Genomic DNA, 26,808 nt, shown 5'->3' on the forward strand with positions numbered 1-26,808 from the left:
CTTACTTGACGTCGGTTCAACAGCGGGACCAGACTGACCACGCTATTGAATCCGCGTACAACAGGCGCAACCGGTGGCCGGTGCAGGGGAGATGACGTGATGGCGGGCGCGAAGGAGAACCGGTCGTCGAAAGGCGCGCTGCCGAAGGGGTTCCGCAGCGCGGAGCTGGGCTGGCCCGAGCTGCGCCGCATCCCGCACCCGCCCTACCGGGTGCCGCTGATCGGCGACGCCGTCGGCACCAACCTCCGTACGCCGTTGCAGGATTCGCTGCGCGTCGGACGCGGGCTCGGGCCGATCTTCCGGCGCAAGGGGTTCGGCAAGGAGATCGTCTTCGTCTGGGGCGCGGGGCTCACGGGCGACCTGGCGGACGAGTCCCGGTTCGCCAAGCATGTCGGGCTGGGGGTCGCCAACCTGCGGCCCGTCGCAGGCGACGGCCTCTTCACGGCGTACAACCACGAGCCCAACTGGCAGCTCGCGCACGACGTGCTGGCGCCCGGCTTCAGCCGGGAGGCCATGGAGGGCTACCACGCGATGATGCTGGGCGTGGCCGCCCGGCTCACCGACCGCTGGGACGGCGAACAGGCCGCGGGCCGGGCCGTCGACGTGCCCGGCGACATGACGAAACTGACGCTGGAGACGATCGCCCGCACCGGCTTCGGCCATGACTTCGACTCCTTCGAGCGCACCCGGCCGCACCCCTTCGTCACGGCCATGGTGGGCGCGCTGTCGTACGCGCAGCGCCTCAATGTCGTCCCCGCGCCGGTGGCGCCGGTGCTGATGCGCACCGCCACCCGCCGCAACCGGGCCGACGTGGCGTACCTGAACCGCACGGTCGACGCGGTCGTCGAGACGCGGCTGCACGGGCCGGCCGGCGACGGCGACCTGCTGGACCGGATGCTGGAGACCGCGCATCCGGAGACCGGCGAGCGCCTGACGCCCGAGAACGTCCGCCGCCAGGTCATCACCTTCCTGATCGCCGGGCACGAGACGACGTCGGGCGCGCTCTCGTTCGCCCTGCACCATCTGGCGCAGCACCCCGAGATCGCCGCCCGTGCCCGCGCCGAGGTGGACCGCGTCTGGGGAGACGTCCCGGAACCGGCCTACGACCAGGTCGCCAGGCTCCGGTACGTGCGGCGCGTACTCGACGAGTCGCTGCGGCTGTGGCCGACGGCGCCCGCGTTCGCGCGCGAGGCCCGCGAGGACACGGTCCTCGGCGGTGTCCATCCGATGCGCCGGGGCGCGTGGGCGCTGGTCCTGATGCCGCTGCTGCACCGCGATCCGGACGCGTGGGGCCCGGACACGGAACGGTTCGACCCGGACCGCTTCGAGCCGGGAGCCGTACGGGCCCGCCCCGCCCACACCTTCAAGCCGTTCGGCACCGGCGCGCGGGCGTGCATCGGGCGGCAGTTCGCGCTGCACGAGGCGACGCTCGTCCTGGGACTGCTGCTGCGCCGGTACGAGCTGCGGCCGGACCCCGCCTACCGGCTGCGGGTGGTGGAGCGCCTCACGCTGATGCCGGAGGGACTGACCCTGCGGCTCGACCGGCGCTCCCCCGCACCGGCCGTCGAGTCGGCCGTCGGGTCGGAGGCTTCGGGGATACGGGAGGCGCCGCCGGTGTCACGGTGTCCAGTGACCGGGGCGGGTGAATGACGCCGGCAGCCTGGTCCCTGCGCTGCCCTTGGCGGCGTTGAGCTGCGGCTGGGTGAGGAAGAGGACGTCGGTCAGGTCGGCGTCCGTGAGATCGGCGTCGCGCAGGTCGGCGCCGATCAGATCCGCGGAGCGCAGATCGGCGCCCGTGAGGTCCGCGGCGATGAGGTAGGCGCCGCGGAGGTTGGCGCCCCGCAGATCGGCGCCCTTGAGCCGGGCTCCCATCAGGTCGGCGCCCCGGCGTTCCTTCTTCCTGCCCCGGCCGAGTCCGGCGCGGGCCAGTTCGCTGGTGCGCAGGAGCAGGACGTTGACGTCCTGGCGGACCTCCGACACGTCCAGCCCGGCCAGTTCCCGCCGCTCCAGGCGGGTGAGCGCCTCGGTGCGGTCGAGCACGCGGCGCAGTTCGGGGTGGACCGGGCGGGCCGCGGGCAGTTCCAGTGCCTGGGTGAGATACCAGAGCAGTTCCTGCAACTGCCGCACGGTGTGGAACACGTCGAACATCAGCCGGGAGTGCTCACGGTCCCCCGAGCGCCAGTCCTCGCCGCCGAAGGTGAGCTGCGAGACCTTCTGGCCCGCGCCGAAGCAGTCGTAGACCGTGCAGCCGTTGAAGCCCCGCTGCCGCAGTTCCGTGTGGATGCCGCAGCCGAAATCCGTCCGCAGGTTCTTGCAGGGGCTCCCCGCGGCCTTGTCGATCGCGAAGTCCGCGGAGGCCGTGAAGGGCAGCGCGACACAGCACAGCCCGAAGCACCGGGCACAGTCGGCGGTCAGTTCGGTGCGGGCCGGGGCCGTGCTGCCGGGTTCGTCTTGCATGTCTCCCAGCGTACGCAGGACGCGCTCGTGGTGATCACCACGAGCATGGTTCAGCTCCTCCCCCGTACCGGCTGTCAGGTGCACCGACGGTCGGGTCGCTCGGTCTCAGGACATGTCGCGGAGCATCGCCAGGTTGCTCACCAGCAGGCCGCCGTCGACCGGCAGCGTCGCCCCGGTGATCCAGGCCGCGTCCGCCGAGGCCAGGAAGGCGACGGCGGACGCGATGTCGGCGGGCTCACCGACCCGCCCCAACGGGTAGTGGGCGGCGACGCGTTCGAGGATCTCGCCCCGGCCGTCCCAGGCGTGGGTACGGATGGTGCCGGGCTCGACGAGGTTCACCCGGACACCCCGCGGGGCCGATTCGACGGCGACGGTACGGGTCAGCGAGGCCAGTGCCGCCTTCGCCGCGCTGTACGCGTGGGAGCCGAAGTGCTGCTCGGCGTTGACCGAGCCGATGGTGACGATCGCCCCTCGTCCGCCCGCGGCCACCAGATGCGGCAGGGCCGCGCGGATGCAGCGGTACGCGCCGTGCAGGGTGATCTCGAAGTCCTCGTACCAGGGCCCGTCCTCGTGCTCCTCGAAGGAGGCGGGGTCGGTATGGCACGCGTAGGCGTTGTTGACCAGCACGTCCAGGCGGCCGAAGGAGTCCACCGCCGTGGCGACCGCCCCTTCGACGGCGGCGGCGTCGGCCACGTCGCACGCGTACGACGCGGCCGTGCCGCCGCTGTCACGGATCGCGGCGGCGACCCGTTCGGCGCGGGCCTTGTCCAGGTCCGTGACCAGCACGGACGCGCCCTCCTCGGCGAAGCGGTGTGCCGTCGCCTCGCCGATGCCCTGGCCCGCGGCTGTGATCAGGACCGCGTGATCGTCGAATCGCCTCATGGGATCAGACTAGGGACGGGAGTTCGGCTGCGGGTCCGAAGTGGCCGGGCGCGCGGTTCCCCGCGCCCCTGAAGGGCGCCCTGGAGGGCGCCCCCTCGCGAGGTTGTCAGGCCTCGTCCCTCGCCAGGGACAGGAGGCGGTCCAGGACGCGGGGGCCGCCCGCTCTCACCCCGTCGTGCTCGAACTCGTTCGTGACGTACGTGCGCAGGCCGCGGATCGTGCGGGCCGTGCTCAGGGCGTGGTCCGTGTCGACGTACATGTCGTCGTGGTAGACGGCCGCGGCGACGGGGACCTCGTTGACGGCGAGGCGCGCCGGGTCGTACAGGACGGGCCAGTCGGCGCGCTCGGCGAGCAGGTCCGCGGTCTCGCGCAGCGGGCGCAGGGCGGGGTCGCAGTCGAAGGTCCAGGGGTGGACGGACTCGCCGGTGAAGAGGACGGGGCCGTCGCCCGCGAGGCTCTTGGCCGCGTCGAACTGGGGGAAGTCGGCGCGGACCCGCTCGGCGGACCAGGCGGTGGGGCGCTCACCCTGTCCGTAGCAGGCCTCGTGGACCAGCGCGTACAGGGGATGTCCTGCGTAGGAGAGGAGGGACTGGACCTCCTCCTGGAAGGCGTCGGAGAGGGCCGCGCCCTGGGCGGTGCGGACGAAGGCGTTCTCCAGGAGGTAGTGCAGCCGGTGACTGCCCTCGCCGCCGCCGAGGAGGATGCCGAGCGACTGGAAGGCCTCGACGGTGAGCCGGTAACCGCCGTTCAGGACGGGCTCGTTGAGCAGGAGGTGCTCGGCGATCCGGCGGGCCCGCTCGATGTCCTGGGGGTAACGCGCGTAGTGCGCGGCGACTTTGCGCTCGATCCGCGGGTACGCGGCCCGGTAGACGTCGTCGGCGTGGCCGTCGAGGGTCGGGAGGCCGCCGGTGATGAGGGCCGTGCTGAGGCCCTCCGGCGCGGTGGAGAGGTAGTGGGTCGTGCAGAAGCCGCCGAAGCTCTGGCCGAGGACGGTCCAGGGGGCGCCGCCGGTGACGGCCGGGCGGATCGCCTCGCAGTCGCGAACGATGGAGTCGGCGCGGAACAGTGCGAGATAGTCGGCCTGTTCCCGCGGTCCGCCGCGCAGCGGGAGCGTCTGCCGGTTGGCGGGCGTGGAGCTGCCGGTGCCGCGCTGGTCGAGCAGCAGGACGCGGTACTCCTCCAGGGCGCGGCCCAGCCAGGCCTGCCTGCCGACGAAGCGGTTGGCGCCGAAACCGGGCCCTCCCTGGAGATACACCAGCCAGGGCAGGTCCTGGTCCGCCTGGTCGCTCGCGACCACCTCACGGGCGTACAGCTCGATCGTCTCCCCGGTGGGGGCGTCGTGATCGAGGGGCACGGTGAACCGGCGGTCGCTGAGGACGACACCGGGCTGACGGTAACTGGCGCTCAAAAGGGGCTCCCGAGACGGACGGATTCCTGACCGCGAACCAGTTCAGCACAAGTTCTTCGGCGAGCCGAGGGCGGGGATCAAGAAATCCTTACTGACCGGCCGATCAGGCGGTGGAACAGCCGGCGAACGGCTGGGGAACAGAAACGTACTGACCAGCCGCTCAGCACCGCCGCACGGCCCGGAACGCCCCTCAGCGCGGCGGGAGGCTGGAGCGCCGCACCACCAGTTCCGGCTGGAGGACCACGCGCCGGTGCTGGTGCGCGCCGGGGGCCGCGTCGGCCTCGGTCTCCTCCAGGAGGAGTTCCGCGGCGAGCGCGCCCATGGTCACGGCGGGCTGGCGCACCGATGTCAGCGGGACGGCCGCCGCCGCGGCGAACTCGATGTCGTCGTAGCCGACGATCGCGAGGTCGTCCGGGACGCTCACCCCGGCCGCGAACATCGCCTGCAGCACACCGAGGGCGAGCAGGTCGTTGGCGCAGAAGACGGCGGTGGGGCGCTCCGCGAGGCCGAGGAGCCTGGCGCCCGCGTCGCGGCCCGCGGCCACGTCGAGGCGCTCGGTGGGCAGCTCGCGCAGGCATTCGGGGCCGAGTCCGGCCTCGGCGAGGGCGTTCAGGGCGCCGGTGCGGCGGTCGGTGACCTGGGTGAGTCCGGGCGGCCCGCTCACGTACGCGATGGAGCGGTGGCCCGCGTCGATCAGGTGCCGGACGGCGAGTGCGCCGCCCGCGACGTCGTCCACGGACACCGAGCACTCGGTGGTGCCCTCGGCCACGCGGTCGACGAGGACGAAGGGGATGCCGTGCCGGCGGAACGCCTCTATGTTGCGTCCGGTCGCGTCGGCGGGGGTCAACAGGACGCCCCGGACACGCTGTTCGGCGAAGAGCGACAGATAGTCGGCCTCCTCGCCGGCGCTCTGCGCGCTGTTGCAGACCATCACGCCGAGTCCGGCCTCGCGGGCCGCCCGCTCGGCGCCGCGTGCCACGTCCACGAAGAAGGGGTTGCCCATGTCGAGGACGAGCAGGCCCATGATGCGGCTGCGTCCGGCGCGCAGCTGCCGGGCCGACTCGCTGCGTACGTAGCCGAGCCGGTCGATGGCGGAGAGCACGCGCGCGCGGGTCTCGGAGGCGACCGTGTCAGGGCGGTTGATGACGTTCGAGACCGTGCCGACGGAGACTCCGGCGACTCGGGCGACGTCCTTGATACCCACCGACTGGGCCATCAGGCGGTTACCTCCATGGAACGGTGAGTGGTGGGCACGCAGTCACATTACCCGCGCGCCCACCCGGAACGGACTTCGTCATGCGGGCAGGGCGAAGTCGATGACACGCAGCGCCGACGGCGTCGTACCGGTGGACCTGACCTGGTACAGGACGGACAGCACACCGTCCTGGGCGATCCGTGTCTCGTCGACGAGGACCTCGCCGAACGCGTCGAGTCCGCCGCCGTCGAACAGGGTCGTCCAGTCGGTGTGTCCGGAGGCGGCGGACGCGGCGGCGATGCGGCCGAAGGGCAGGATCGCGTACGCGTTGTCGTACCTGTCGAGGATCAGCCGGGTGCGCTGGCTGGAGTTGAGGGCGATCGGTATCTCGGTCTTGCTCCAGGCGCCGGAGGCGGTCTTCCGTACGTGGAAGGCACGGCCGTTCGCCGTCCGGTCGGCGACGTAGTTCGTGGTGCACTGGCCGAAGCGGCCGGGGACGTAGCTGATGATCGCGTGCGGGCGGCCCGCGGAGTCGGTGGCCTGGCTCTCCTGGTTCATCAGGGAGTGGTCCGGGTTGAGGGCGTCGATCACCAGGCCGCTGTCGGTGACGGCGACCGTGTTCGAGGTGCCGGTGGTGCCGACGACCGTTCCGGCGTTGTTGCGCCAGGTGCGGCCCCGGTCGTCGGAGTAGACGTACCCCGTGTCGTGGTTGGTGAGGCCGCCGCTGTTGCACATCACGGCGCCGTTCTGCTCGCGCCAGGTGAAGAAGGAGTGCAGCCGTCCGTTGCGGTCGTAGTCGATGCCGTGCAGGTACATGTTGCGGACGGTGCTGGAGCCGTGCTCGCTGGTGTACGTGCCGGTGGAGGAGCTCCACTCGCCGAGGGCGGTCCAGGTCGTGCCGTTGTACTCGGCGAGGGCGTTGCGGCCGTTGCCGGACACCCCCACGCGGTAGCTGAGCTGGAGCTTCCCGTCGGGGGTCGACACGAACTGCGGGTACGTGAACTGCGAGGTGAGCGCGAGTCCGTCGAGGGTGGACTGGGGCGACCCGAACCGGCTCGTGGTCCAGGTCAGGCCCGCGGGGTTGTCCATGAGCCCGGCCACCGACTTCACGTAGGTGAAGCCGTCGCTGTGGGAGTCCATGTGGAGGTGCAGGCGGCCGTCGGTCTTGGAGACACCCATGGAGATGACGTTGTGGGAGTCGTCGTAGCGCAGGGTGTGTCCGACCTTGACGGTCGACCAGGTGCTCGCGCCGAGCACGCGGCGGCCGATGACGGCGTTGCGGTCGGCGGTGTACCAGGCGGCGTACTGGTAGCCCTTGTGGGTGAGCAGGGCGTTCTTCTGGAACGAGTTGTTGTTGACCAGGCCGTCGTAGGAGACGAAGAAGATGGCCTGGCTGTCGAGCGTGGTGGTCCCGGTCCGGGTGACCGAGGGACCTGGGGCCGCCGCCCTGGCGGTACCGGCGAGGGCCGGGGCCGCGACGGTACCGAGCAGGGCGGTGGCCAGCAGGGTGCGTCTCTTCATGTCCGGGGCTCCTTGGCGTGTGGGGACGAGGAGGGGAACGAGCGAGGGAAGAGCACGGTGATCGGGCCGATGGGTCGGCGGGTAGATGGGTCGGCGGGTCGTCAGGCGAGGTGGAACACCTCGGTGAGCGGCTTCATGGCCTCGTCCGGTCTGGCGCCGTCCAGCGCTTCGAAGAACGGCGCCATCTCGGCCTGCCAGCGGGCGTTGACCCCGGTGGCCTCCATGCCCGCCTGCGCGGCCGCGAAGTCCTCGGTCTCCAGGTAGCCGACCAGCAGACCGTCCTCCCGCAGGAAGAGCGAGTAGTTGTGCCAGCCGGTGGCCGAGAGCGCCTCCTGCATCTCGGGCCACACGGTGGTGTGTCTCTCGCGGTACTCGTCGAGCCGGTCCTCACGGACCTTGAGCAGGAAACAGACACGCTGCATGAAGAACCACTCCGGGGTCGTGGGGGGGGGGAAGTGCCGTCGGCCGGGCCGCCCGTGACGCGGGAGGGCGGCCCTGCTGTCGGCGCCCGTCTCAGAAGTCGAACTGGTCGATGTTCTCGGCGTTGAACACGGTCGGCTTGCCGAGGTTGATCACGCCGTCCTTGCCGATGGTGAACTCACCCATGTCGCCGGCCTTGAAGGTCTCGCCCTCCTTGCCGGTGATCTGGCCGGAGACCAGCGCGACGGACGTACGGGCGGCCAGCTCGCCGAGCTTCGCCGGGTCCCACAGCTCGAACGCGTCGACGGTGCCGTTCTTGACGTACTTGCGCATGTCGTTCGGGGTGCCGAGGCCGGTCAGCTTGACCTTGCCCTTGTACTTGGAGCCCGACAGGTACTGGGCGGCGGCCTTGATGCCGACCGTGGTCGGGGAGATGATCCCCTTCAGCTTCGGGTACTCCTGGAGCAGGCCCTGGGTCTGCTGGAAGGACTGCTGGGCGTCGTCGTTGCCGTAGGCGGTCTTGACGAGCTTGATGTCCTTGTACTTCGGGTCCTTCAGCTCGTCCTTCATGAAGTCGATCCACGTGTTCTGGTTCGTCGCGGTCTGCGCGGCGGACAGGATCGCGATCTCGCCCTTGTAGCCGATCTGCTCGGCGAGCAGCTGCACCTCGGTGCGGCCCAGGTCCTCGGCGCTGGCCTGCGACACGAAGGCGTTGCGGCAGTCGGTCTTGGTGTCCGAGTCGTAGGTGACGACCTTGATGTCGTTCTTCATGGCCTGCTTGAGCGAGGTGCACAGCGCGCCCGGGTCCTGCGCGGACACGGCGATGGCGTCGACCTGCTGCTGGGTGAGCGTGTTGACGTAGGAGACCTGGCCGGCGGTGTCGGTGCCGCTGTTGGTGCCGACCTCCTTGTACTTCGAGCCCAGCTCGGTGAGGGCCTTCTCGCCGCCCTTGTCGGAGGAGGTGAAGTACGGGTTGTTGACCTGCTTGGGCAGGAAGCCGACGGTCAGGCCCTTCTTGGTGGCCGCGTTCGGGTCGGCCTTGCCGGCCGCCGCGTTCGAGCCGCCCTCGTCCTTGACGTCGTCCTTGGAGGTCCCCCCGCCGCAGGCGGTGAGGGCCAGGGCCAGAGAGGTGGTGGCAGCGAGAACCGCACAGGCTCGGCGGAGGGATGACTTGCGCATGGCTGGATCCTTTACTGGGATGAGTACGGTGCGCCCCGTAAGGGGCGCGGGGAACTGCGCGACCAGCCACAGACGGCCCGCAGATTACAAAACGGCCTGACCAGCGGGGCGTTACCGCCTAGCCGGTGGAACTGCGCGCCGCCCGGCGCCCCGCCCGTGCGACGGACACCTGCCGTGCCACGCGGGGCCCGAGCACGGACAGCACGAGCAGCACGCCCGTGACGACGATCTGGGACTGCGCGGAGACGTCCTGAAGGCTCATCACGTTCTGCAGGGCACCCAGCAGGAAGACACCGGCGATCGCACCGCCGAGCGTCCCCTTGCCGCCGTCGAAGTCGATCCCGCCCAGCAGCACCGCCGCCACGACGGACAGTTCGAGCCCCGTGGCGTTGTCGTACCGCGCGCTCGCGTAGTGCAGCGCCCAGAAGATGCCGGTCAGCGAGGCCATCAGTCCGGTCACGGTGAACAGGATCAGCTTCTGCCGCTTGACGCGGATGCCGGCGAACCGCGCGGCCTCCTCGTTGGCGCCGACCGCGAACAGGGATCGCCCGAACGGGGTGGCGTGCAGCGCGACCACGGCGATCGCGAGCAGCACCAGGAAGGGCAGGAACGCGTACGGGATGAAGGTGTCCCCGAGGCGGCCGGCCGCGAAGTCCAGGTACTGGGTGGGGAAGTCGGTCACCGCGTCGGAGCCGAGCACGATCTGCGCGATGCCCCGGTAGGCGGCGAGCGTGCCGATGGTGACGGCGAGGGACGGCAGTCCCAGGCGGGTCACGAGCAGCCCGTTGATCAGCCCGCACACCACACCGAGGAGCAGACAGATCGGGATGATCGTCTCGATGGTCATGCCCTGGTTCCACAGGGCGCCCATCACCGCCCCGGACAGACCGGCCGTGGAGGCCACCGAGAGGTCGATCTCGCCGGACACCACGAGCATCGTCATCGGCAGGGCGATCAGCGCGATGGGCAGCGTGTTGCCGATGAGGAACGACAGGTTGAGCGCGTTGCCGAAGCCGTCCACGGTGGTGAAGGAGAGCAGCAGGACGACGATCAGGAGGGCCCCGACCACCGTGTCCCAGCGGACGGCGCGCGTGAGAGCGGAGTCAGCCATGGCGGGCGTTCCTCTTCTTCAGTGCGGTCGCCACGCGCAGGGCGACGATCCGGTCGACCGCGATGGCGAGGATGAGCAGGATGCCGTTGATGGCGAGCACCCAGACCGAGCTGACGCCGAGGGCGGGCAGCACGCTGTTGATGGAGGTGAGGAGCAGTGCGCCGAGGGCCGCTCCGTAGACGCTGCCGGAGCCGCCGGTGAAGACGACGCCACCGACCACGACCGCGCTGACGACGGTGAGTTCGTAGCCGTTGCCGGTGCCGGAGTCGACGTTGCCGAACCGGGCGAGGTACAGCGCGCCCGCGAGGCCCGCGAGGGCTCCGCAGAAGGTGTACGCGGCGAGGATGCGCTTGCGTACGGGGATGCCGGCGAGCCGGGCGGCCTCCGGGTTGGAGCCGAGCGCGTACAGCTCGCGGCCGCTGCCGAAGTGCTTGAGGTAGTACGCCGTGGCGATCAGGACCGCCAGCGCGATCAGGGCCAGGTACGGCACGGCGGAGATGCCGCCGGAGCCGAAGTCGATGAAGCCGTCGGGCAGGCCCGCCGCGGTGATCTGCCGGGAGCCGACCCAGATGGAGTCGATGCCGCGGATGATGTAGAGCGTGCCGAGGGTGACGACGAGCGCGGGCACCTGGCCGAGGCTGACGAGCAGTCCGTTGACCAGGCCGCAGCCGACGCCGAGGAGGACCGCGAGGACCACCGCGACGACGGAGTTGCCGCCGCCTTCCAGGTAGGTGCCGGCGGCGAAGGCGCTGATGCCGAGCGTCGAACCGACGGACAGGTCGACGTTGCGGGTGATGACGACCAGGGACTGGCCGGTGGCGACCAGCACGAGGATGGTCGCGTTCAGCAGGAGGTCCTTGATGCCCTGCTCGGACAGGAAGTCGCTGTTGCCGATCTGGGTGATGACGATCATCACCAGGAAGACCAGCAGGATGGCGAGTTCGCGCATCTTGAAGACGCGGTCCACCAGCCGGGTGCCGCTGGACTTGGGCACCTCGGCGGCGGGGGCGGGGTTGGGAGCGGTGACCGTCACGCGGCTGCCCTCCCGGTGGCTGCGGCCATCACGGTTTCCTCGGTGGCGTCGGTACGTGCGATCTCGGCGGTGAGCCGGCCCTCGTGCATGACGAGGACCCGGTCGGCCATGCCGAGGATCTCGGGCAGGTCGGAGGAGATCATCAGGACGGCCACCCCGTCGGCGGCCAGCTGGCTGAGCAGCCGGTGCACCTCGGCCTTCGTACCGACGTCGATGCCGCGGGTCGGCTCGTCGACGATCAGCACCTTGGGGCCGGTGGCGAGCCACTTGGCGAGGACGACCTTCTGCTGGTTGCCGCCGGACAGCGTGTTGACGGTGTCGGCGATCCGGGCGTACTTGACCTGGAGCTTGACGGCCCAGTCGAGGGAGCGGCTGCGCTCGGCGCCGCGGTCCATCAGACCCGCCTTGACGGTCTTGCGCAGTCCGGTGAGGCCGATGTTGCGCTCGATGGACATGTCCATCACCAGGCCCTGGGCGCGGCGGTCCTCGGGGACGAGGGCGAGGCCCGCGGCCATGGCCGTGGAGGGCGCGCCGTTCGTCAGCTTCTTCCCGTCCAGCTCGACCTCTCCGGCGTCCCAGCGGTCGACGCCGAAGACGGCCCGGGCGACCTCCGTGCGCCCGGCGCCGACGAGTCCGGCGAGGCCGACGATCTCGCCGCGGCGGACGTCGAAGGAGACGTCGGTGAAGACACCCTCGCGGGTCAGGCGCCGCACGCTCAGGGCGACCTCGCCCGCCCGGACGTCCTGCTTGGGGTAGAGCTCGTCGAGGTCGCGGCCGACCATGCGGCGGACGAGGTCCTCCTCGGTCATGCCGTCGAGCGGTTCGCTGGAGATCAGGGCCCCGTCGCGCAGGGTCGTGACCCGCTTGCAGATCTGGAAGATCTCTTCCAGCCGGTGCGAGATGAACAGCACGGCCGAGCCCTGCTCCCGCAGTGCGCGGACCACTCCGAAGAGGCGGGCCACCTCGCTGCCGGTGAGGGCGGCGGTCGGCTCGTCCATGATCAGGACGCGGGCGTCGAAGGAGAGCGCCTTGGCGATCTCGACGATCTGCTGGTCCGCGATGGACAGGCCGCGCGCCGGGCGTTCGGGGTCGAGCTCGACGCCGAGCCGCTTCATGAGGGCCAGGGTCGCGGCGTGCGTGGCCTTGTGGTCGATCCGGCCGAGGGCCCGCCGGGGCTGGCGCCCCATGAAGATGTTCTCGGCGATCGAGAGGTCGGGAAAGAGGGTCGGCTCCTGATAGATCACCGCGATACCCGCGTCGCGGGCGTCGGCGGGACCGTGGAAGAGGGTGGGCTCGCCGTCCAGGAGCACCTGACCGGCGTCCGGTCGGTGCACGCCGGCGAGCGTCTTGATGAGGGTCGACTTGCCCGCGCCGTTCTCTCCGGCGAGTGCGTGCACTTCGCCGGGGAAGAGTTCCAGGGACACGTCCCGCAGGGCGCGTACGGCACCGAAGGACTTCGAGATGTCCTTGAGTGCCAGCACGGGGGCCGGATCCGCGTCGGACCGGTGGGTCATGAGGGCTCCTCAACGACGCGGGCGATGCGGCCTCACGACGTCGTGAAAGGTTTCAACTAGGTTGCCGGGACGTTAGACATGTAGCCCAGGTCACGTCAATGGGTACAGGCCGAAATTTTCGATAGCCAAAGGTCACAACCGAGTCACGGCAAGGCGTCCGCGCCGGAGGGGTTGACAGCCTTTCGGGGGGCTCATAACTTCTGCCTTCTGAATCGTTTCAGAGCCGTGGTGTCAGCCATGGTGTTCGGAAGCCGTTCGGAACCGATGCCACAACGGAAGTCACAGGAGCCCCGAAGTGACCGAGCTCGCCGCGGTGAAGGCCGCCCTCAAGACCCAGGCAGTAGAGACGCCGTCGTGGGCGTACGGGAACTCGGGAACCCGCTTCAAGGTGTTCGCGCAGCCAGGAGTTCCCCGCAACCCTTTCGAAAAGATCGACGACGCGGCGAAGGTGCACGAGTTCACGGGGGCCGCGCCCACCGTGGCGATGCACATTCCCTGGGACCGGGTCGAGGACTACGCGGCGCTCGCCAAGCACGCCGAGGAACGCGGTGTGGCCCTCGGCGCGATCAACTCCAACACCTTCCAGGACGACGACTACAAGCTGGGCAGCGTCTGCCACCCGGACGCCGCAGTGCGCAGGAAGGCCGTGGGCCACCTGCACGAGTGCATCGACATCATGGACGCCACCGGGTCGAAGGACCTGAAGCTGTGGTTCGCCGACGGTACGAACTATCCCGGCCAGGACGACCTCCGGGAGCGCCAGGACCGGCTCGCCGAGGCCCTCGCCCAGGTGTACGAGCGTCTCGGCGACGACCAGCGGATGCTGCTTGAGTACAAGTTCTTCGAGCCGGCCTTCTACGCGACCGACGTGCCGGACTGGGGCACGGCGTACGCCCACTGCCTGAAACTCGGCCCCAAGGCGCAGGTCGTCGTCGACACGGGCCACCACGCGCCCGGCACCAACATCGAGTTCATCGTCGCCACGCTGCTGCGGGAGGGGAAGCTCGGGGCGTTCGACTTCAACTCGCGGTTCTACGCGGACGACGACCTGATGGTCGGTGCGGCCGACCCCTTCCAGCTGTTCCGGATCATGTACGAGGTCATCCGGGGCGGCGGCTTCACCGCCGATGTGGCGTTCATGCTCGACCAGTGCCACAACATCGAGGCGAAGATCCCGGCGATCATCCGGTCCGTGATGAACGTGCAGGAGGCCACCGCGAAGGCGCTGCTCGTCGACGGAGAGGCCTTGGCCGTCGCGCAGCGGTCCGGTGACGTGCTGGCCGCGAACGCGGTGGTCATGGACGCGTACAACACGGATGTGCGGCCGTTGGTCGCGGAGGTTCGTGAGGAGCTCGGGTTGGACGCGGACCCGATCGCCGCGTATTCCCGGTCCGGGTGGGCGGAGAAGATCGCCTCCGAGCGGGTGGGTGGGCAGCAGGCCGGTTGGGGGGCCTGACCCCAGCTTCCCTCGGCCTTGGCGGTCCGCTCGCCGTGGGGCCGGGGGCCGACTGCGGGTCGTGCGTGGCTGGTCGCGGCCCCTGCGGGGCTTGAACCCTGGCGGTCCACTCGCCGTGGGGGCTGAGGCCGGTGGCCTACTGCGGGTCGTGCGTGGCTGGTCGCGCAGTTCCCCGCGCCCCTTGCGGGGCTTTCTCCTCATCTCTTCTTTTAAGGAACCGGAACATGGCAAACCAATCCCGTCCCCATCCTGAGGCCGCTGCTCTGCTCGGGCGGTCCAATCGGCTTGGTGCTGATCCTCGTAATACCAACTACGCGGGGGGCAACACGTCCGCGAAGGGGACCGAGACCGACCCTGTGACCGGCGGGGACGTCGAGTTGATGTGGGTCAAGGGGTCCGGGGGCGACCTGGGCACCCTGACCGAGGGCGGGCTCGCCGTGTTGCGGCTCGACCGGCTGCTCGCGCTGAAGGACGTGTACCCGGGCGTCGAGCGCGAGGACGAGATGGTCGCCGCCTTCGACTACTGCCTGCACGGCAAGGGCGGGGCCGCGCCTTCGATCGACACCGCGATGCATGGTCTGGTGGACGCCGCCCATGTCGATCATCTGCATCCCGACTCCGGGATCGCGCTCGCCTGTGCGGCCGACGGGGAGAAGCTGACCGCCGAGTGTTTCGGGGACAGCGTGGTGTGGGTGCCGTGGCGGCGGCCCGGTTTCCAGCTGGGGCTGGACATCGCCGCGGTCAAGGAGGCCAACCCGCAGGCCGTCGGCTGTGTCCTCGGCGGGCACGGCATCACCGCCTGGGGCGCCACCGCCGAGGAGTGCGAGCGCAACTCGCTGCACATCATCCGTACCGCCGAGGAGTTCCTCGTCGAGCGCGGGAAGGCCGACCCCTTCGGTCCGGCGCTCGACGGGTACGCCGCGCTCGGTGACGCCGAGCGGCGGGAGCGGGCCGCCGCGCTCGCGCCCGTCATCCGGTCGCTGGCCTCGCAGGACCGGCCCCAGGTCGGGCACTTCACCGACTCCGAGGTCGTCCTCGACTTCCTGGCGAGCACCGAGCACCCGCGCCTCGCCGCCCTCGGCACCTCCTGCCCGGACCACTTCCTCCGGACGAAGGTCAGGCCGCTCGTCCTCGATCTGCCGTCGGCCGCCGGACTCGACGAGGCGGTCGCGCGGCTGAAGGAGCTGCACACCGAGTACCGCGCGGAGTACGCCGCCTACTACCAGCGGCACGCCGACGCCGACTCCCCCGCCATGCGCGGCGCCGACCCGGCGATCGTGCTGGTCCCCGGCGTCGGCATGTTCTCCTTCGGCAAGGACAAGCAGACCGCGCGCGTGGCCGGCGAGTTCTACGTCAACGCGATCAACGTGATGCGCGGCGCGGAGGCCGTCTCGACCTACGCGCCGATCGAGGAGTCCGAGAAGTTCCGCATCGAGTACTGGGCCCTGGAGGAAGCCAAGCTTCAGCGCATGCCCAAGGCCAAGCCGCTCGCCACCCGGGTCGCGCTCGTGACCGGCGCCGGCAGCGGGATCGGCAAGGCCATCGCCGAGCGACTCGTCGCCGAGGGCGCCTGTGTCGTGATCGCGGACCTCAACGCGGACAACGCCGCCGAGGTCGCCACCGCGCTCGGCGGCCCCGACAAGGCCGTCGCCGTCGCCGTGGACGTGACCTCCGAGGAGCAGATCACCGAGGCCTTCAAGGCGGCGGTCCTCGCCTTCGGCGGTGTCGACCTGGTCGTGAACAACGCCGGCATCTCCATCTCCAAGCCGCTCCTGGAGACCACGGCGAAGGACTGGGACCTCCAGCACGACATCATGGCCCGCGGCTCCTTCCTCGTCTCGCGCGAGGCGGCCCGGGTGATGATCGCGCAGGAGCTGGGCGGCGACGTCATCTACATCGCGTCCAAGAACGCCGTCTTCGCGGGCCCGAACAACATCGCCTACTCGGCGACCAAGGCCGACCAGGCCCATCAGGTCAGGCTCCTCGCCGCCGAGCTGGGCGAGCACGGCATCCGCGTCAACGGCATCAACCCCGACGGGGTCGTGCGCGGTTCCGGGATCTTCGCCGGCGGCTGGGGCGCCCAGCGCGCGGCCACCTACGGCATCGAGGAGGAGAAGCTCGGCGAGTTCTACGCCCAGCGGACCATCCTCAAGCGCGAGGTCCTGCCCGAGCACGTCGCGAACGCCGTCTTCGCCCTGACCGGCGGCGACCTCACGCACACCACCGGTCTGCACGTCCCGGTCGACGCCGGCGTCGCCGCCGCGTTCCTCCGATGACGGACCTCGCTCGGGAACCGGCGGTGAAGTCGTACGCCGCGGTCGACCTCGGCGCGTCCAGCGGACGCGTCATGGTCGGCCGCGTCGGCCCCGACTCGCTGGAACTGACGGAGGCCCACCGCTTCCCGAACCGGCCGGTGCGTACGCCCGAGGGCCTGCGCTGGGACATCCTGTCCCTGTACGCGGGGGTCCTCGACGGGCTGCGCGCGGCCGGGCCCGTCGACTCGGTCGGCATCGACAGCTGGGCCGTGGACTACGGCCTGCTCGACGCCGACGGGGCGCTGCTCGGCAACCCGGTGCACTACCGCGACGCCCGCACCCAGGGCGTCGCGGAGAAGGTGTGGGCCACCGTGCCCGCCGCCGAGCTGTACGCGGCCACCGGACTCCAGTACGCCCCCTTCAACACGCTGTACCAGCTGGTGGCGGCCGGTTCCTCCGCACAACTGGCGCACGCGAAGCGCCTGTTGCTCATCCCGGATCTGCTGACGTACTGGCTGACGGGCGAGGCGGGCACGGAGCTGACCAACGCCTCCACCACCCAGCTGATCGACCCGCGCACGGGTGACTGGTCGTACGACGTGGCGGCGCGTCTCGGTGTCGACCTGGACCTCTTCGCGCCGCTGCGGCGGCCCGGGGACCCGGCTGGTCTGCTCCGGCCGGACGTGCTGGAGGAGACCGGGCTGACGGGTCCGGTGCCGGTGACGACCGTCGGTTCCCACGACACCGCCTCCGCGGTGGCCGCCGTCCCGGCCGTGAACGAGCGGTTCGCCTACATCTGCACCGGGACCTGGTCGCTGGTGGGTCTCGAGCTGGACGCACCCGTCCTCACCGAGGCGAGCCGCACCGCGAACTTCACCAACGAACTGGGCCTGGACGCCACGGTCCGCTATCTGCGGAACATCATGGGCCTGTGGCTGCTCCAGGAGTGCCTGCGGGAGTGGGGCAACCCCGACCTCGGCGAACTCCTGTCCGCCGCCGCCCAGGTGCCGGCGCTGCGGTCCGTCGTGGACGCGGGTGACTCCGGGTTCCTGGCCCCCGGCCGGATGCCGTCCCGGATCGCCGACGCCTGCCGGGAGTCGGGGCAGCCCGTGCCCGCCTCGCGCGCCGAGATCACCCGGTGCATCCTCGACTCGCTCGCCCTCGCCCACCGCCGGGCGGTCCTCCAGGCGCGGGAACTGGCCGACCACCCGGTCGACGTCGTGCACATCGTCGGCGGCGGCGCCCGCAACGCCCTGCTGTGCCGCCTGACCGCCGACGCCTGCGGCCTCCCGGTCGTGGCGGGCCCACCGGAGGCGGCGGCCCTGGGCAACGTCCTGGTACAGGCCCGCGCCCACGGCCAGGTGGGCGACCGCACGGAGATGCGCGCGCTACTGGCCCGCACCCAGCCCCTGACCCGCTACGAGCCGCAGGGCACCACGGCGGCCTGGCGGTCGGCCGAGTCCCGCCTGAGCGGCCGATGACAGGAAATCAGCTCCAGCACAGGCGCCCCGAAAGGGGCGCGGGGAACTGCGCGGCCGGCCACGGCGAACCCGCACCCGAAAACCCCGCGGAGACCACCGCTCATTCCGGCAGGGCCCCGCGCCGCGTACGGTGCATCCATCCGACGTACAACCCCAAGGAGCCGCGATGCGTGTCGCCCTGTTCCTGACCTGTGTCAACGACACGCTCTATCCGGACACGGGCCGAGCCGTCGTGAAGCTGCTGACCAGGCTGGGCGTCGACGTCGACTTCCCGATGGCGCAGACCTGCTGCGGGCAGGCGCACTACAACACCGGATACCGCCACGAGGCCGAACCACTGGCCCGGCACTTCTCCGATGTGTTCGGCGGGTACGACGCGATCGTGACCCCCTCCGGTTCGTGCGGCGCGATGGTCCGCGAGCTGTACCCCCGGATGGGCGAACGGGCCCGCGCGGAGGGCCGCGGCGACGGCCTCGCCACCACCCTCGCGCCGGTCGTACCGAAGACGTACGAACTCACCGAGTTCCTCGTGGACGTGCTCAAGGTGACCGACGTGGGCGCGTACTACCCGCACACCGTCACCTACCACCCCACCTGCCACGGCCTGCGCAGCCTCGGTCTCGGCGACCGCCCGCGCCGACTGCTCCAGTCCGTCGAGGGACTTGAGCTCAAAGAGCTGCCGGGCGCCGACGAGTGCTGCGGCTTCGGCGGCACCTTCGCGCTGAAGAACTCCGATGTCTCGGCGGCGATGGGCGCGGACAAGGTCCGCAACGCGGAGTCGACGGGCGCCGACGTACTGTGCGCCGCCGACAACTCCTGCCTCATGCACATCGGCGGCACCATGACCCGACTCAGGACGGGCATGCGCCCGGTACACATCGCGGAGATCCTGGCGAGCACGGAGGAGGAGCGGGCATGAGCGGTGGCACGTATCTCGGTATGCCGGCCTTTCCGAAGGCCGCGCACGAGGCCGTCCACAACCAGACCCTGCGCGGCAATCTGCGGCACGCGACGCACACCATCCGCGCCAAGCGCGCGAACGCGGTCGCGGAGGTCTCCGACTGGGCCGAGCTGCGCGAGGCCGGCAAGCAGATCAAGGACCACACGCTCCGTCATCTCGACCGCTATCTCGTGCAGTTGGAGGAGTCGGTCACGGCGGCGGGCGGCACCGTGCACTGGGCCGCCGACGCGGACGAGGCCAACCGCATCGTCACGTACCTGGTGAAGGCGACCGGGGAGAGCGAGGTCGTCAAGGTCAAGTCGATGGCCACGCAGGAGATCGGGCTGAACGAGGCGCTCGAAGCCGAGGGCATCAACGCCTACGAGACCGATCTCGCCGAGCTGATCGTGCAGTTGGGCAAGGACCGGCCCTCGCACATCCTCGTCCCGGCCATCCACCGCAACCGCGGCGAGATCCGTGAGATCTTCACGCGCGAGATGAGCGAGTGGGGCCGCCCGGCACCGGAGGGCCTGACCGACACGCCCGCCGAACTGGCCGACGCGGCCCGGCTGCACCTGCGGGAGAAGTTCCTGCGCGCCAAGGTCGGTGTCTCCGGCGCCAACTTCATGGTCGCCGAGACCGGCACCCTGGTCGTGGTGGAGTCCGAGGGCAACGGCCGGATGTGCCTGACCCTGCCCGAGACGCTGATCTCGGTCGTCGGCATCGAGAAGATCGTACCGACCTGGCAGGACCTGGAGGTCTTCCTGCAGACCCTCCCCCGCTCCTCGACGGCCGAGCGCATGAACCCGTACACCTCGACGTGGACGGGCACCACGGACGAGGACGGGCCGCAGGACTTCCATCTGGTCCTCATCGACAACGGGCGCACCGACACGCTGGCCGACGAGGTGGGACGCCAGGCGCTGCGCTGCATCCGCTGCTCGGCGTGTCTCAATGTCTGCCCGGTGTACGAGCGGGCGGGCGGCCACGCGTACGGCTCGGTCTACCCGGGCCCCATCGGTGCGATCCTCAGCCCGCAACTGCGGGGCACCGAGAGCGAGATAGACGCCTCGCTCCCGTACGCGTCCTCGCTGTGCGGTGCCTGCTACGACGTGTGCCCGGTCGCGATCGACATCCCGGAGGTGCTGGTGCATCTGCGGGAACGGGTCGTGCAGGGCGGTGCCGTGACCCGCGAGGGCGCGAAGGTCGTCGTCAAGCCAGCCAAGGGGCACGCAGCCGAGCGGGCGGCGATGCGCGCCGCGCGGTGGGCGTTCAGCCGTCCGGGCGCGCTGCGCACCGGCCAGCGGATGGCGTCCCGGACCCGCCGCTTCCATCCGCGGACGCTGCCGGGCCCCGGCAAGGCGTGGAGCGAGACCCGGTCGCTGCCGGCGGTTCCCGCGGAACCGTTCCGCGACTGGTGGCAGCGGACCCGGGGCGGAAAGGACACCTCGAAGTGAGCAGCAGGGATCTGATCCTGGCCCGGGTGCGGCGTGCGCTGGCCGATGTGCCGCAGGACGACACGCCGTACGACCAGGCCTTCGCGCGCCCGTATCTGCGCGAGCACGGGCATCGGGGTGTCGCCGAGACGGTGGACCTGCTGGCGGAGAACCTGGCGGACTACCGGGCCCTCGTGCACCGCTGCACGGCCGGTGAGCTGGCGGCGACGATCGCCCGGCTGCTGGCCGAGCGGGGTTCGGCGGCGGTCTGCGTACCGACGGGCCTGGATCCGGCGTGGCTCGCGGCCACCGAGGTCACCCAGGTGCCCGACTCCGCCGCGAACACCCCGGACGAACTGGACCGGGTCGACAGCGTGGTCACGGCGTGTGCCGTCGCCATCGCCGAGACCGGCACCATCGTGCTGGACGGGAGCCCGGATCAGGGCCGCCGCCGGATCACGCTGGTCCCGGACCACCACATCTGTGTCGTCCGCGTCCCGGAGCAGGTCGTCTCCTCGGTGCCCCAGGGCCTGGAGCGCGTCGACCCGGCCCGCCCGCTGACCTGGATCTCGGGTCCGTCCGCCACCAGTGACATCGAGCTCGACCGGGTCGAGGGGGTGCACGGTCCGCGCACCCTTGAGGTGGTGCTGGTGAGCGGAGAGTGACGGACGCGGTTAGCGTGAGGGAATGATCCGGTTCGAACAGGTCACCAAGCGCTATCCGGACGGTACGACCGCGGTGGACGGGCTCTCCTTCGAGGTGTCCGAGGGCGAACTCGTCACGCTCGTGGGCCCGTCCGGCTGCGGCAAGACGACGACCATGATGATGGTCAACCGGCTCATCGAGCCGACCTCGGGCCGGATCCTCGTCGACGGCGAGGACATCGCGAAGGTCGACCCGGTGCGGCTGCGCCGGCGGATCGGTTACGTCATCCAGCAGGTGGGCCTCTTCCCGCACCGCACGGTCCTGGACAACACGGCGACCGTGCCGACCCTCATCGGCTGGAAGAGGGCGAAGGCGCGGGCGCGGGCCGCCGAACTGCTCGACCTGGTCGGGCTCGACCCGAAGACGTTCGGCTCCCGCTATCCCGACCAGCTCTCGGGCGGTCAGCGCCAGCGGGTCGGCGTGGCGCGGGCGCTGGCCGCCGACCCGCCCGTCCTGCTGATGGACGAGCCCTTCGGGGCGGTCGACCCGGTGGTGCGGGAGCAGTTGCAGGACGAGTTCCTGCGGATGCAGGCGGCCGTGCGCAAGACGGTGCTGCTGGTCACGCACGACATCGAGGAGGCCGTCCGGCTCGGCGACCGCATCGCCGTGTACGGGCAGGGCCGCATCGAGCAGTACGACACGCCGGGGGCGGTGCTGGGCACCCCGGCGACCCCGTACGTGGCGGGCTTCGTGGGCGCCGACCGGGGCCTGAAGCGGCTGTCGGTCACCGAGATCGAGCCCGACGACCTGGAGCAGCCGCCGGTGGTGCGCCTCGACGAGCCCGCCGAGCGGGCCGCCGAACGGCTGCGCGCGGAGGGCGCGCGCTGGGCGGTCGTCCTGGACGCGGACGGCGATCTGCACGGCTGGGTGGGCGCCGAGGCGCTGGCCGGGGGCGGCACGGTGGCCGCCCTCGTCCATCGGATGAACTCCTGGGTCGCGGTGGGCGCCCCGCTCAAGCAGGCCTTCGGCGTGATGCTCCAGCACGACGCCGGCTGGGTGGCCGTGCTCGACGGGGCGCGCTTCCTCGGCGTACTGACCCCGGCGAAGCTGCACGAGGCGCTGCGCCGCTCGGTGGACGCGGACGCGCTTGGTGTGCCGCGGGGTCAGGTGGACTTCGACTCGGTGGCGGACGCCTGAGTCCTGGACCTCCTGCCGCTGTCCGCGCCGACCGCAGCACCCGTACCTGGTGTGGCGCCCGTATCCGCTGTGTCGTCCGCACCTGCTGTGTCGCCCGGGTCGGCCGTCCGGTCCGCGCCGTAGGAGCGGGACGAGCGGTTCAGCAGTCCGAAGGCCCATCGTTCGTTGAAGCCCGACAGGAAGCCGATGGCGCACCAGAACACCCAGAACGAGGTGTTCGTCCCCTCACCGCCGCCGCAGATGTCGGCCGTGGCGACCGGTATCTCGATCACCTGGACGAACTCCGCGCTCAGCAGCAGGAACACGGCGATACCGAGGACCCAGCCGATGACCACGCGGTAGACGCCCTCGTGCCGCATGCTCCGCGACATCTGGCCCGGTACGACGGCCGCGCTGTGTCCGTTGGTCTTGCGACGGGTCAGTTCGTCCCCGCTGTTGCGCAGCCGCGCCAGCACGCTGAACACCGCGCCGAACGCCCCGGCTCCGCCGCTCAGGAAGACACCCATGAGCGTCCAGCGGTCGCTGCAGCTCAGGGTGATTCCCACGTCCGCGAGCCATCCCCACGCGCCCGCCATCAGCGGAAGGCCGAGCAGCAGGAGGCTGATCAGCAGCCCGCTGGAGAGCCCGACGTTGAGCCCGCGGCTGACGGCCACCGCTCTGTCCTGGCGCACCCTGGCCCGGATGCCGGCGATCTCCTTGTCCAGGTAGGCGGCCATGCTGGACCTGGCCGATGCGTCGTCGAGCTGCGGGGAGGCGAGCGCGCTGCGCAGCGTGTACACCACGGTGGCCATCAGCGAGATCCTGGTCTCCCGCTCGAAGGCCCGCTGGGAGACCCCGTACAGCCGCTGGAGTTCCAGCTGCTGCTTCGGGAACGCTCTGCCCAGCTTCTCGTAGTCGCCGCGGGAAACCGAATCCGCTTCGCTCAGCAGTTCGGGCTTTTCGACCGTGGGCGCCCCCACCCTCATTTCCGATAACTTCTCCCGCCTCGTCGGGCGGTGTCCCCCGTTTTCCATGTAAGACGTGTACCGACACGGGGGTTGTGCGGGAAGCCGTTCCGCCGCACCAGTACTGCGACAGTCGTCACGGTCCCGCTACGGGAGCAATCCGCGGTCCCGCAGATACGTCCGGGCCACGTCCTCGGGCAGTCGGCGCCAGCTGTCCACCTGCTGGTTCATGGACGCCAGGTCCCGTGTCGTCAGTACCCCGTTGAGCTTGCCGAGGGCCGCCGCGACGTTCTTGCCGCCCGCCCGCGAGCGGTTGACCACCGGCACGATGTAGTCGGCGTTCTGGAGGTGTCTGTCGTCCGTGAGCAGGACCAGGCCGAAGTCGTCGAGGGTCGCGTCCGTCGTGGTGGTCAGCACCATCTGGTCCTGGCCGTTCTGCACGGCCCGTTTCGCCTGCGTAGTGCCGACGCCCTTGGGGTCCACACCGGTGATGTCGATGCCGTACGTCTTCTTCAATCCTGGTTCGCAGTACGGCCGTTGCACGCACTCGTCGCCCGCCGCGAGCCGCACGGCGACGCCGGACGCCCCCAGGTCGCTGAGTGTCTTCAGGTCGTGCTCGCGGGCGAAGGCCCGGGTCACGGCGAAGGCGTTCTGGTCGACGGCCTTGCCGGGGTCGAGGACGGTGAGTCCGCGGGGCGTGGCCAGTTTCCGCAGCGCGGCCATCGTGGCGTCCAGGTCGGGCGAGCCGACGGCGGGGGCGTCCGCCCCGTTGGTCTTGGCGTTCAGCCAGTCCGCGAAGGTCGCCGCGTACTCGGCGACGACGTCGATCTGCCCCGATTCCAGGGCGGGTTCGTACAGTTCGCGGTTGGCGACGGTGAGCGTCGACGTCCTGTAGCCGGCCTGGTTCAGCAGCAGTCCGTACATGGTGGCCAGCAGGTCGCTCTCGGTGAAGCCGGCCGAGCCGATGGTCAGGTTCCTGCTGTCGCCGGGCGGTGCGGTGACCTCGCCCTGGTTCTCCAGGGAGGGGCCGGAGGCGCAGGCGGTCGGCAGGAGCAGCAGGAGCACGCCGGCGAGGGCCCCGCCCCACCTGGTCCCGTGCCCCGCCCTCATCGTGTGCCCCGTCGGGGCAGCAGCCGTTCGGCCGCCTCGAAGACGGCCTCGACGAGCAGCGCGAAGACGGCCACGAGGACGGCTCCGGCGACGACCTGCGGCGTGCTCGCCAGGTTGAACCCGGCGGTGATGATCCGGCCGAGTCCGCCGCCGCCCGCGAGCGCGGCGATCGTGGCGGTGGCCACGAGCTGTACGGCCGCGATCCGCACCCCGCCCATGATCATCGGCATCGCGAGCGGCGCCTCGACCCGCCACAGCAGCTGCCGGCCGGTCATCCCCATGCCGCGGGCCGCCCGGACGACGTCCCGGTCGACCTCGCGCATCCCGACGTACGCGTTGGTGAGCAGCGGCGGTACGGCGAACAGGACGAGCGCGACGACGGTGGGGCCCTCGCCCCGGTCGCCGATGGGGGTGAGCAGCAGCAGGACCAGGACCGCGAAGGTGGGGACGGCCCGGCCGACGTTCGAGATGTTGACGGCGAGCGCGCCGCCCCTGCCTAGGTGGCCCAGGACGAGGGCGACGGGCAGCGCGATCAGACAGCTGATGACGAGGCAGACGACGGTCAGGACGAGATGCTGGCCGAGCCGGTGCCAGACGCCGTCGTCGCCCGCCCAGTGCGCCGGGTCGGTGAGCCAGTTCCAGGCGTCGGTGAGGGTGTTCATCCGCGCCTCGCTCTCGTCCAGGGGGTGATCAGCCACTGGATCCCGAGCAGCAGCAGATCGGCGGCGACCGCGATGACCACGCACAGCACGGACGCGGTGAGGACCTGGGCCTTGAAGTAGGTGTTCATGCCCGCGTAGATGAGGTTGCCGAGCCCTCCGAAGCCGACGATCGCGCCGACCGTGGCGAGCGAGACCGCGGAGACGGTGGCGATCCTGAGCCCCGCCATGGCGGCGGGCAGGGCCAGCGGCAGTTCGACGGTGAGCAGGAGCCGCACGGGCCCGTACCCCATGCCGCGGGCCGCCTGCCGGGTGTCCTCGGGTACGGCCCGGAGCCCGGCCAGGATGTTCCGTACGAGCAGGGTCAGCGAGTAGAGGACGAGCCCGGCGACGACGAGGGCCGCCGACAGCCCGTACACCGGCAGGAGCAGCGAGAACATCGCCAGCGACGGGATCGTGTAGAGGACGGTCGTGACGGCGAGCACCGGGCCCGCGGCCCAGCCCCAGCGGCGGGCCAGTACGGCCAGCGGCAGGGCGATCGCCAGGCCGATGAGGACGGACAGCACCGTCAGCTGGAGGTGCTGGCCGACCGCGTCGAGGAGGATGTGGCGGCGGGTGCTCAGATAGTCGCCGCAGATCCACTCGTTGCGCGCGAGGCAGTCGTCCGGGGGCGCGGTCACGGGTCCCTTCCGGTCACGGGTCCGGTCACGGTCCATTCCAGCGGGCCGGGCGGCGTACGGCGCGAATTGATGACCCGTACGGGGAGCCGGCCGCACAGGGAGTGACCCGAAGGAGGAGTTACGCACGGGCCGTGGGGCGCGTTGAACGCCCCTTGCGCCTCTCCCGTACTTCAGGGACAGCGGGCTTCCCCTGCCCGCCGTCCCAGGAGGAATCCCGCCCATGACGACCGCACCCCGCACCGCCGCCCTCGTCGTCCTCGCCGGGACGGCCCCGCTCCTGCTCGCGGTGGGGGCCGCCGGGCCCGCAGCCGCGCACGGGGCGCCGACGGATCCGGTCAGCCGGGTGGTGGCCTGCTCCCCCGAGGGCGGACAGCGGGCGCAGTCGGCGGCCTGCCGGGCCGCCACCGCCTCCGGTGTCGCCGTCTTCGACAACCTGCGGCTGGCGGGTGTCGGCGGCCGGGACCGGCAGGTCGTCCCCGACGGCAAGCTGTGCAGCGGTGGCCTCGCCGCCTACCGGGGCCTGGACCTGGCCCGCGCCGACTGGCCCTCGACCACGTTGACGGCCGGGGCGGCCATGACGCTCACCTACAAGTCGACGATCCCGCACACAGGAACGTTCAAGCTGTTCCTGACGAAGGACGGCTACGACCCGACGAAGCCGCTCAAGTGGTCCGATCTGCCGGCCAAGCCCTTCGCGACGGCCACCGATCCTGCCCTGGTGAACGGCGCCTACCGGATCAAGGCCACGCTGCCGGCCGACCGCACCGGACGCCATCTGCTGTACACGATCTGGCAGAACACGAGTACGCCGGACACGTACTACTCGTGCTCCGACGTGGTCTTCCCCGCCGCGAAGGACGCTGCCGGGTCCGCGGGCTCCGGCGGCTCCGCGACGCGCAAGCCGGCCGCGTCGCCGACGAAGTCCGCGGCGGCGGAGACCAGCGCCGCGCCCTCCCCGTCGAAGTCCCCGGCCGGCGCCACCAGTGCTCCCCCGCAGCCGTCGGAGACGGTGACCAGTGATCCCGGCGAGGCGGTCTCCTCCGCCACCTCCGGCGACGACCGGGCCCCGGCGCTGCCCCTCGTGGCGGGCGGCGCGGCGGGGCTCCTGATCACGGCGGGCGCCGCGTACACCCTGCGCAGGCGCCGCTGACGCCCTCGATCCGCCGCCCGGTCCTTCCGTACACCGGATCTCCCGCCGGGAGCTCCCGGCGGGATTGGCCGCCCGGACCGGCCTCCAGGACCTGCCGTCCGCCGAAGATCACCTGACTGGTAGCGTGCGTCGCTT

Annotated in this window: 23 protein-coding genes; 9 read left to right on the top strand and 14 right to left on the bottom strand. The window is 71.0% G+C overall.

From position 1 onward, the window contains the following. Positions 1 to 99 precede the first annotated feature (99 nt). Complete coding sequence (locus ACFVH5_RS09610; protein ID WP_385832997.1) at positions 100 to 1,650, top strand: cytochrome P450; 1,551 nt, start codon at positions 100 to 102, stop codon at positions 1,648 to 1,650. On the opposite strand, the gene ACFVH5_RS09615 is transcribed toward ACFVH5_RS09610, so the two are convergent. The 10 genes from ACFVH5_RS09615 to ACFVH5_RS09660 all read right to left on the bottom strand — a co-directional run bounded on the left by ACFVH5_RS09615 (position 1,618) and on the right by ACFVH5_RS09660 (position 12,720). Further along, positions 1,618 to 2,457, bottom strand: coding sequence for a pentapeptide repeat-containing protein (locus ACFVH5_RS09615; RefSeq protein ID WP_385832998.1), 840 nt, complete (start codon positions 2,455 to 2,457; stop codon positions 1,618 to 1,620). The two genes, ACFVH5_RS09610 and ACFVH5_RS09615, sit on opposite strands and share 33 nt — an antisense overlap. Positions 2,458 to 2,562: 105 nt before the next feature. Then, complete coding sequence (locus ACFVH5_RS09620) at positions 2,563 to 3,339, bottom strand: SDR family NAD(P)-dependent oxidoreductase (RefSeq protein WP_385832999.1); 777 nt, start codon at positions 3,337 to 3,339, stop codon at positions 2,563 to 2,565. Between the two features lie 106 nt (positions 3,340 to 3,445). After that, positions 3,446 to 4,747, bottom strand: coding sequence for an alpha/beta fold hydrolase (locus tag ACFVH5_RS09625; protein ID WP_385833000.1), 1,302 nt, complete (start codon positions 4,745 to 4,747; stop codon positions 3,446 to 3,448). Positions 4,748 to 4,937: 190 nt separating this feature from the next. After that, positions 4,938 to 5,963, bottom strand: coding sequence for a LacI family DNA-binding transcriptional regulator (locus tag ACFVH5_RS09630; protein ID WP_385833001.1), 1,026 nt, complete (start codon positions 5,961 to 5,963; stop codon positions 4,938 to 4,940). Positions 5,964 to 6,041: 78 nt separating this feature from the next. Next, entirely contained in the window at positions 6,042 to 7,463 is a 1,422-nt protein-coding gene (locus tag ACFVH5_RS09635) for a BNR repeat-containing protein (protein WP_385833002.1), read from the bottom strand. 101 nt (positions 7,464 to 7,564) lie between these two features. Then, on the bottom strand, positions 7,565 to 7,885 hold the full coding sequence (locus ACFVH5_RS09640; RefSeq protein WP_248776046.1) for an L-rhamnose mutarotase: 321 nt from the start codon (positions 7,883 to 7,885) through the stop codon (positions 7,565 to 7,567). 91 nt (positions 7,886 to 7,976) lie between these two features. After that, positions 7,977 to 9,062, bottom strand: coding sequence for a rhamnose ABC transporter substrate-binding protein (gene rhaS / locus ACFVH5_RS09645; protein WP_385833003.1), 1,086 nt, complete (start codon positions 9,060 to 9,062; stop codon positions 7,977 to 7,979). Between the two features lie 118 nt (positions 9,063 to 9,180). Further along, on the bottom strand, positions 9,181 to 10,173 hold the full coding sequence (locus ACFVH5_RS09650) for an ABC transporter permease (RefSeq protein WP_107019499.1): 993 nt from the start codon (positions 10,171 to 10,173) through the stop codon (positions 9,181 to 9,183). Then, entirely contained in the window at positions 10,166 to 11,206 is a 1,041-nt protein-coding gene (locus ACFVH5_RS09655; RefSeq protein ID WP_384802122.1) for an ABC transporter permease, read from the bottom strand. The genes ACFVH5_RS09650 and ACFVH5_RS09655 overlap by 8 nt, the downstream gene beginning before the upstream one ends. Continuing rightward, positions 11,203 to 12,720, bottom strand: a complete 1,518-nt coding sequence (locus ACFVH5_RS09660; protein ID WP_385833004.1) for a sugar ABC transporter ATP-binding protein — start codon at positions 12,718 to 12,720, stop codon at positions 11,203 to 11,205. Before ACFVH5_RS09660 ends, ACFVH5_RS09655 begins: the two co-directional genes overlap by 4 nt. 295 nt (positions 12,721 to 13,015) lie before the next feature. Here ACFVH5_RS09660 and rhaI point away from each other — a divergent pair, with 295 nt between their 5' ends. From rhaI to ACFVH5_RS09695, 7 genes are all read left to right on the top strand, one after another. Then, a complete protein-coding gene (gene rhaI / locus ACFVH5_RS09665) occupies positions 13,016 to 14,176 on the top strand; it encodes an L-rhamnose isomerase (RefSeq protein WP_385833005.1) in 1,161 nt (386 codons plus the stop codon). Positions 14,177 to 14,400: 224 nt separating this feature from the next. Then, complete coding sequence (locus tag ACFVH5_RS09670; protein ID WP_385833006.1) at positions 14,401 to 16,452, top strand: bifunctional aldolase/short-chain dehydrogenase; 2,052 nt, start codon at positions 14,401 to 14,403, stop codon at positions 16,450 to 16,452. Positions 16,453 to 16,475: 23 nt separating this feature from the next. Further along, a complete protein-coding gene (locus ACFVH5_RS09675) occupies positions 16,476 to 17,912 on the top strand; it encodes a rhamnulokinase family protein (protein ID WP_385833063.1) in 1,437 nt (478 codons plus the stop codon). A 166-nt stretch (positions 17,913 to 18,078) separates the two neighbouring features. After that, the gene (locus ACFVH5_RS09680) at positions 18,079 to 18,831 is read left to right on the top strand and encodes a (Fe-S)-binding protein (protein WP_385833007.1); all 753 of its coding nucleotides are present in this window, start codon (positions 18,079 to 18,081) and stop codon (positions 18,829 to 18,831) included. Positions 18,832 to 18,851: 20 nt separating this feature from the next. Continuing rightward, positions 18,852 to 20,309 carry a LutB/LldF family L-lactate oxidation iron-sulfur protein gene (locus tag ACFVH5_RS09685; protein WP_385833064.1) on the top strand — a complete coding sequence of 486 codons (1,458 nt, stop codon included), beginning with the start codon at positions 18,852 to 18,854 and terminating at the stop codon, positions 20,307 to 20,309. Continuing rightward, on the top strand, positions 20,306 to 20,953 hold the full coding sequence (locus ACFVH5_RS09690) for a lactate utilization protein C (RefSeq protein WP_385833008.1): 648 nt from the start codon (positions 20,306 to 20,308) through the stop codon (positions 20,951 to 20,953). Before ACFVH5_RS09685 ends, ACFVH5_RS09690 begins: the two co-directional genes overlap by 4 nt. A 22-nt stretch (positions 20,954 to 20,975) precedes the next feature. Next, positions 20,976 to 22,130, top strand: a complete 1,155-nt coding sequence (locus tag ACFVH5_RS09695) for a betaine/proline/choline family ABC transporter ATP-binding protein (protein ID WP_385833009.1) — start codon at positions 20,976 to 20,978, stop codon at positions 22,128 to 22,130. Here ACFVH5_RS09695 and ACFVH5_RS09700 read toward each other — a convergent pair. The 4 genes from ACFVH5_RS09700 to ACFVH5_RS09715 form a co-directional block, all read right to left on the bottom strand. Continuing rightward, the gene (locus ACFVH5_RS09700; protein ID WP_385833010.1) at positions 22,097 to 23,095 is read right to left on the bottom strand and encodes a hypothetical protein; all 999 of its coding nucleotides are present in this window, start codon (positions 23,093 to 23,095) and stop codon (positions 22,097 to 22,099) included. The two genes, ACFVH5_RS09695 and ACFVH5_RS09700, sit on opposite strands and share 34 nt — an antisense overlap. A gap of 126 nt (positions 23,096 to 23,221) precedes the next feature. Further along, on the bottom strand, positions 23,222 to 24,184 hold the full coding sequence (locus ACFVH5_RS09705) for an ABC transporter substrate-binding protein (protein WP_385833011.1): 963 nt from the start codon (positions 24,182 to 24,184) through the stop codon (positions 23,222 to 23,224). After that, complete coding sequence (locus ACFVH5_RS09710) at positions 24,181 to 24,846, bottom strand: ABC transporter permease (protein WP_385833065.1); 666 nt, start codon at positions 24,844 to 24,846, stop codon at positions 24,181 to 24,183. Before ACFVH5_RS09710 ends, ACFVH5_RS09705 begins: the two co-directional genes overlap by 4 nt. After that, positions 24,843 to 25,523: an ABC transporter permease gene (locus tag ACFVH5_RS09715; RefSeq protein ID WP_107019488.1), complete on the bottom strand. Its 681-nt coding sequence runs from the start codon at positions 25,521 to 25,523 to the stop codon at positions 24,843 to 24,845. The genes ACFVH5_RS09710 and ACFVH5_RS09715 overlap by 4 nt, the downstream gene beginning before the upstream one ends. 220 nt (positions 25,524 to 25,743) lie before the next feature. Between ACFVH5_RS09715 and ACFVH5_RS09720 the strand changes: the two genes are divergently transcribed. Continuing rightward, positions 25,744 to 26,673, top strand: a complete 930-nt coding sequence (locus tag ACFVH5_RS09720; RefSeq protein ID WP_385833012.1) for a lytic polysaccharide monooxygenase — start codon at positions 25,744 to 25,746, stop codon at positions 26,671 to 26,673. The last annotated feature ends 135 nt before the right edge of the window (positions 26,674 to 26,808 follow it).

The organism is Streptomyces sp. NPDC127119, assembly GCF_042677425.1.
Classification (GTDB): domain Bacteria; phylum Actinomycetota; class Actinomycetes; order Streptomycetales; family Streptomycetaceae; genus Streptomyces.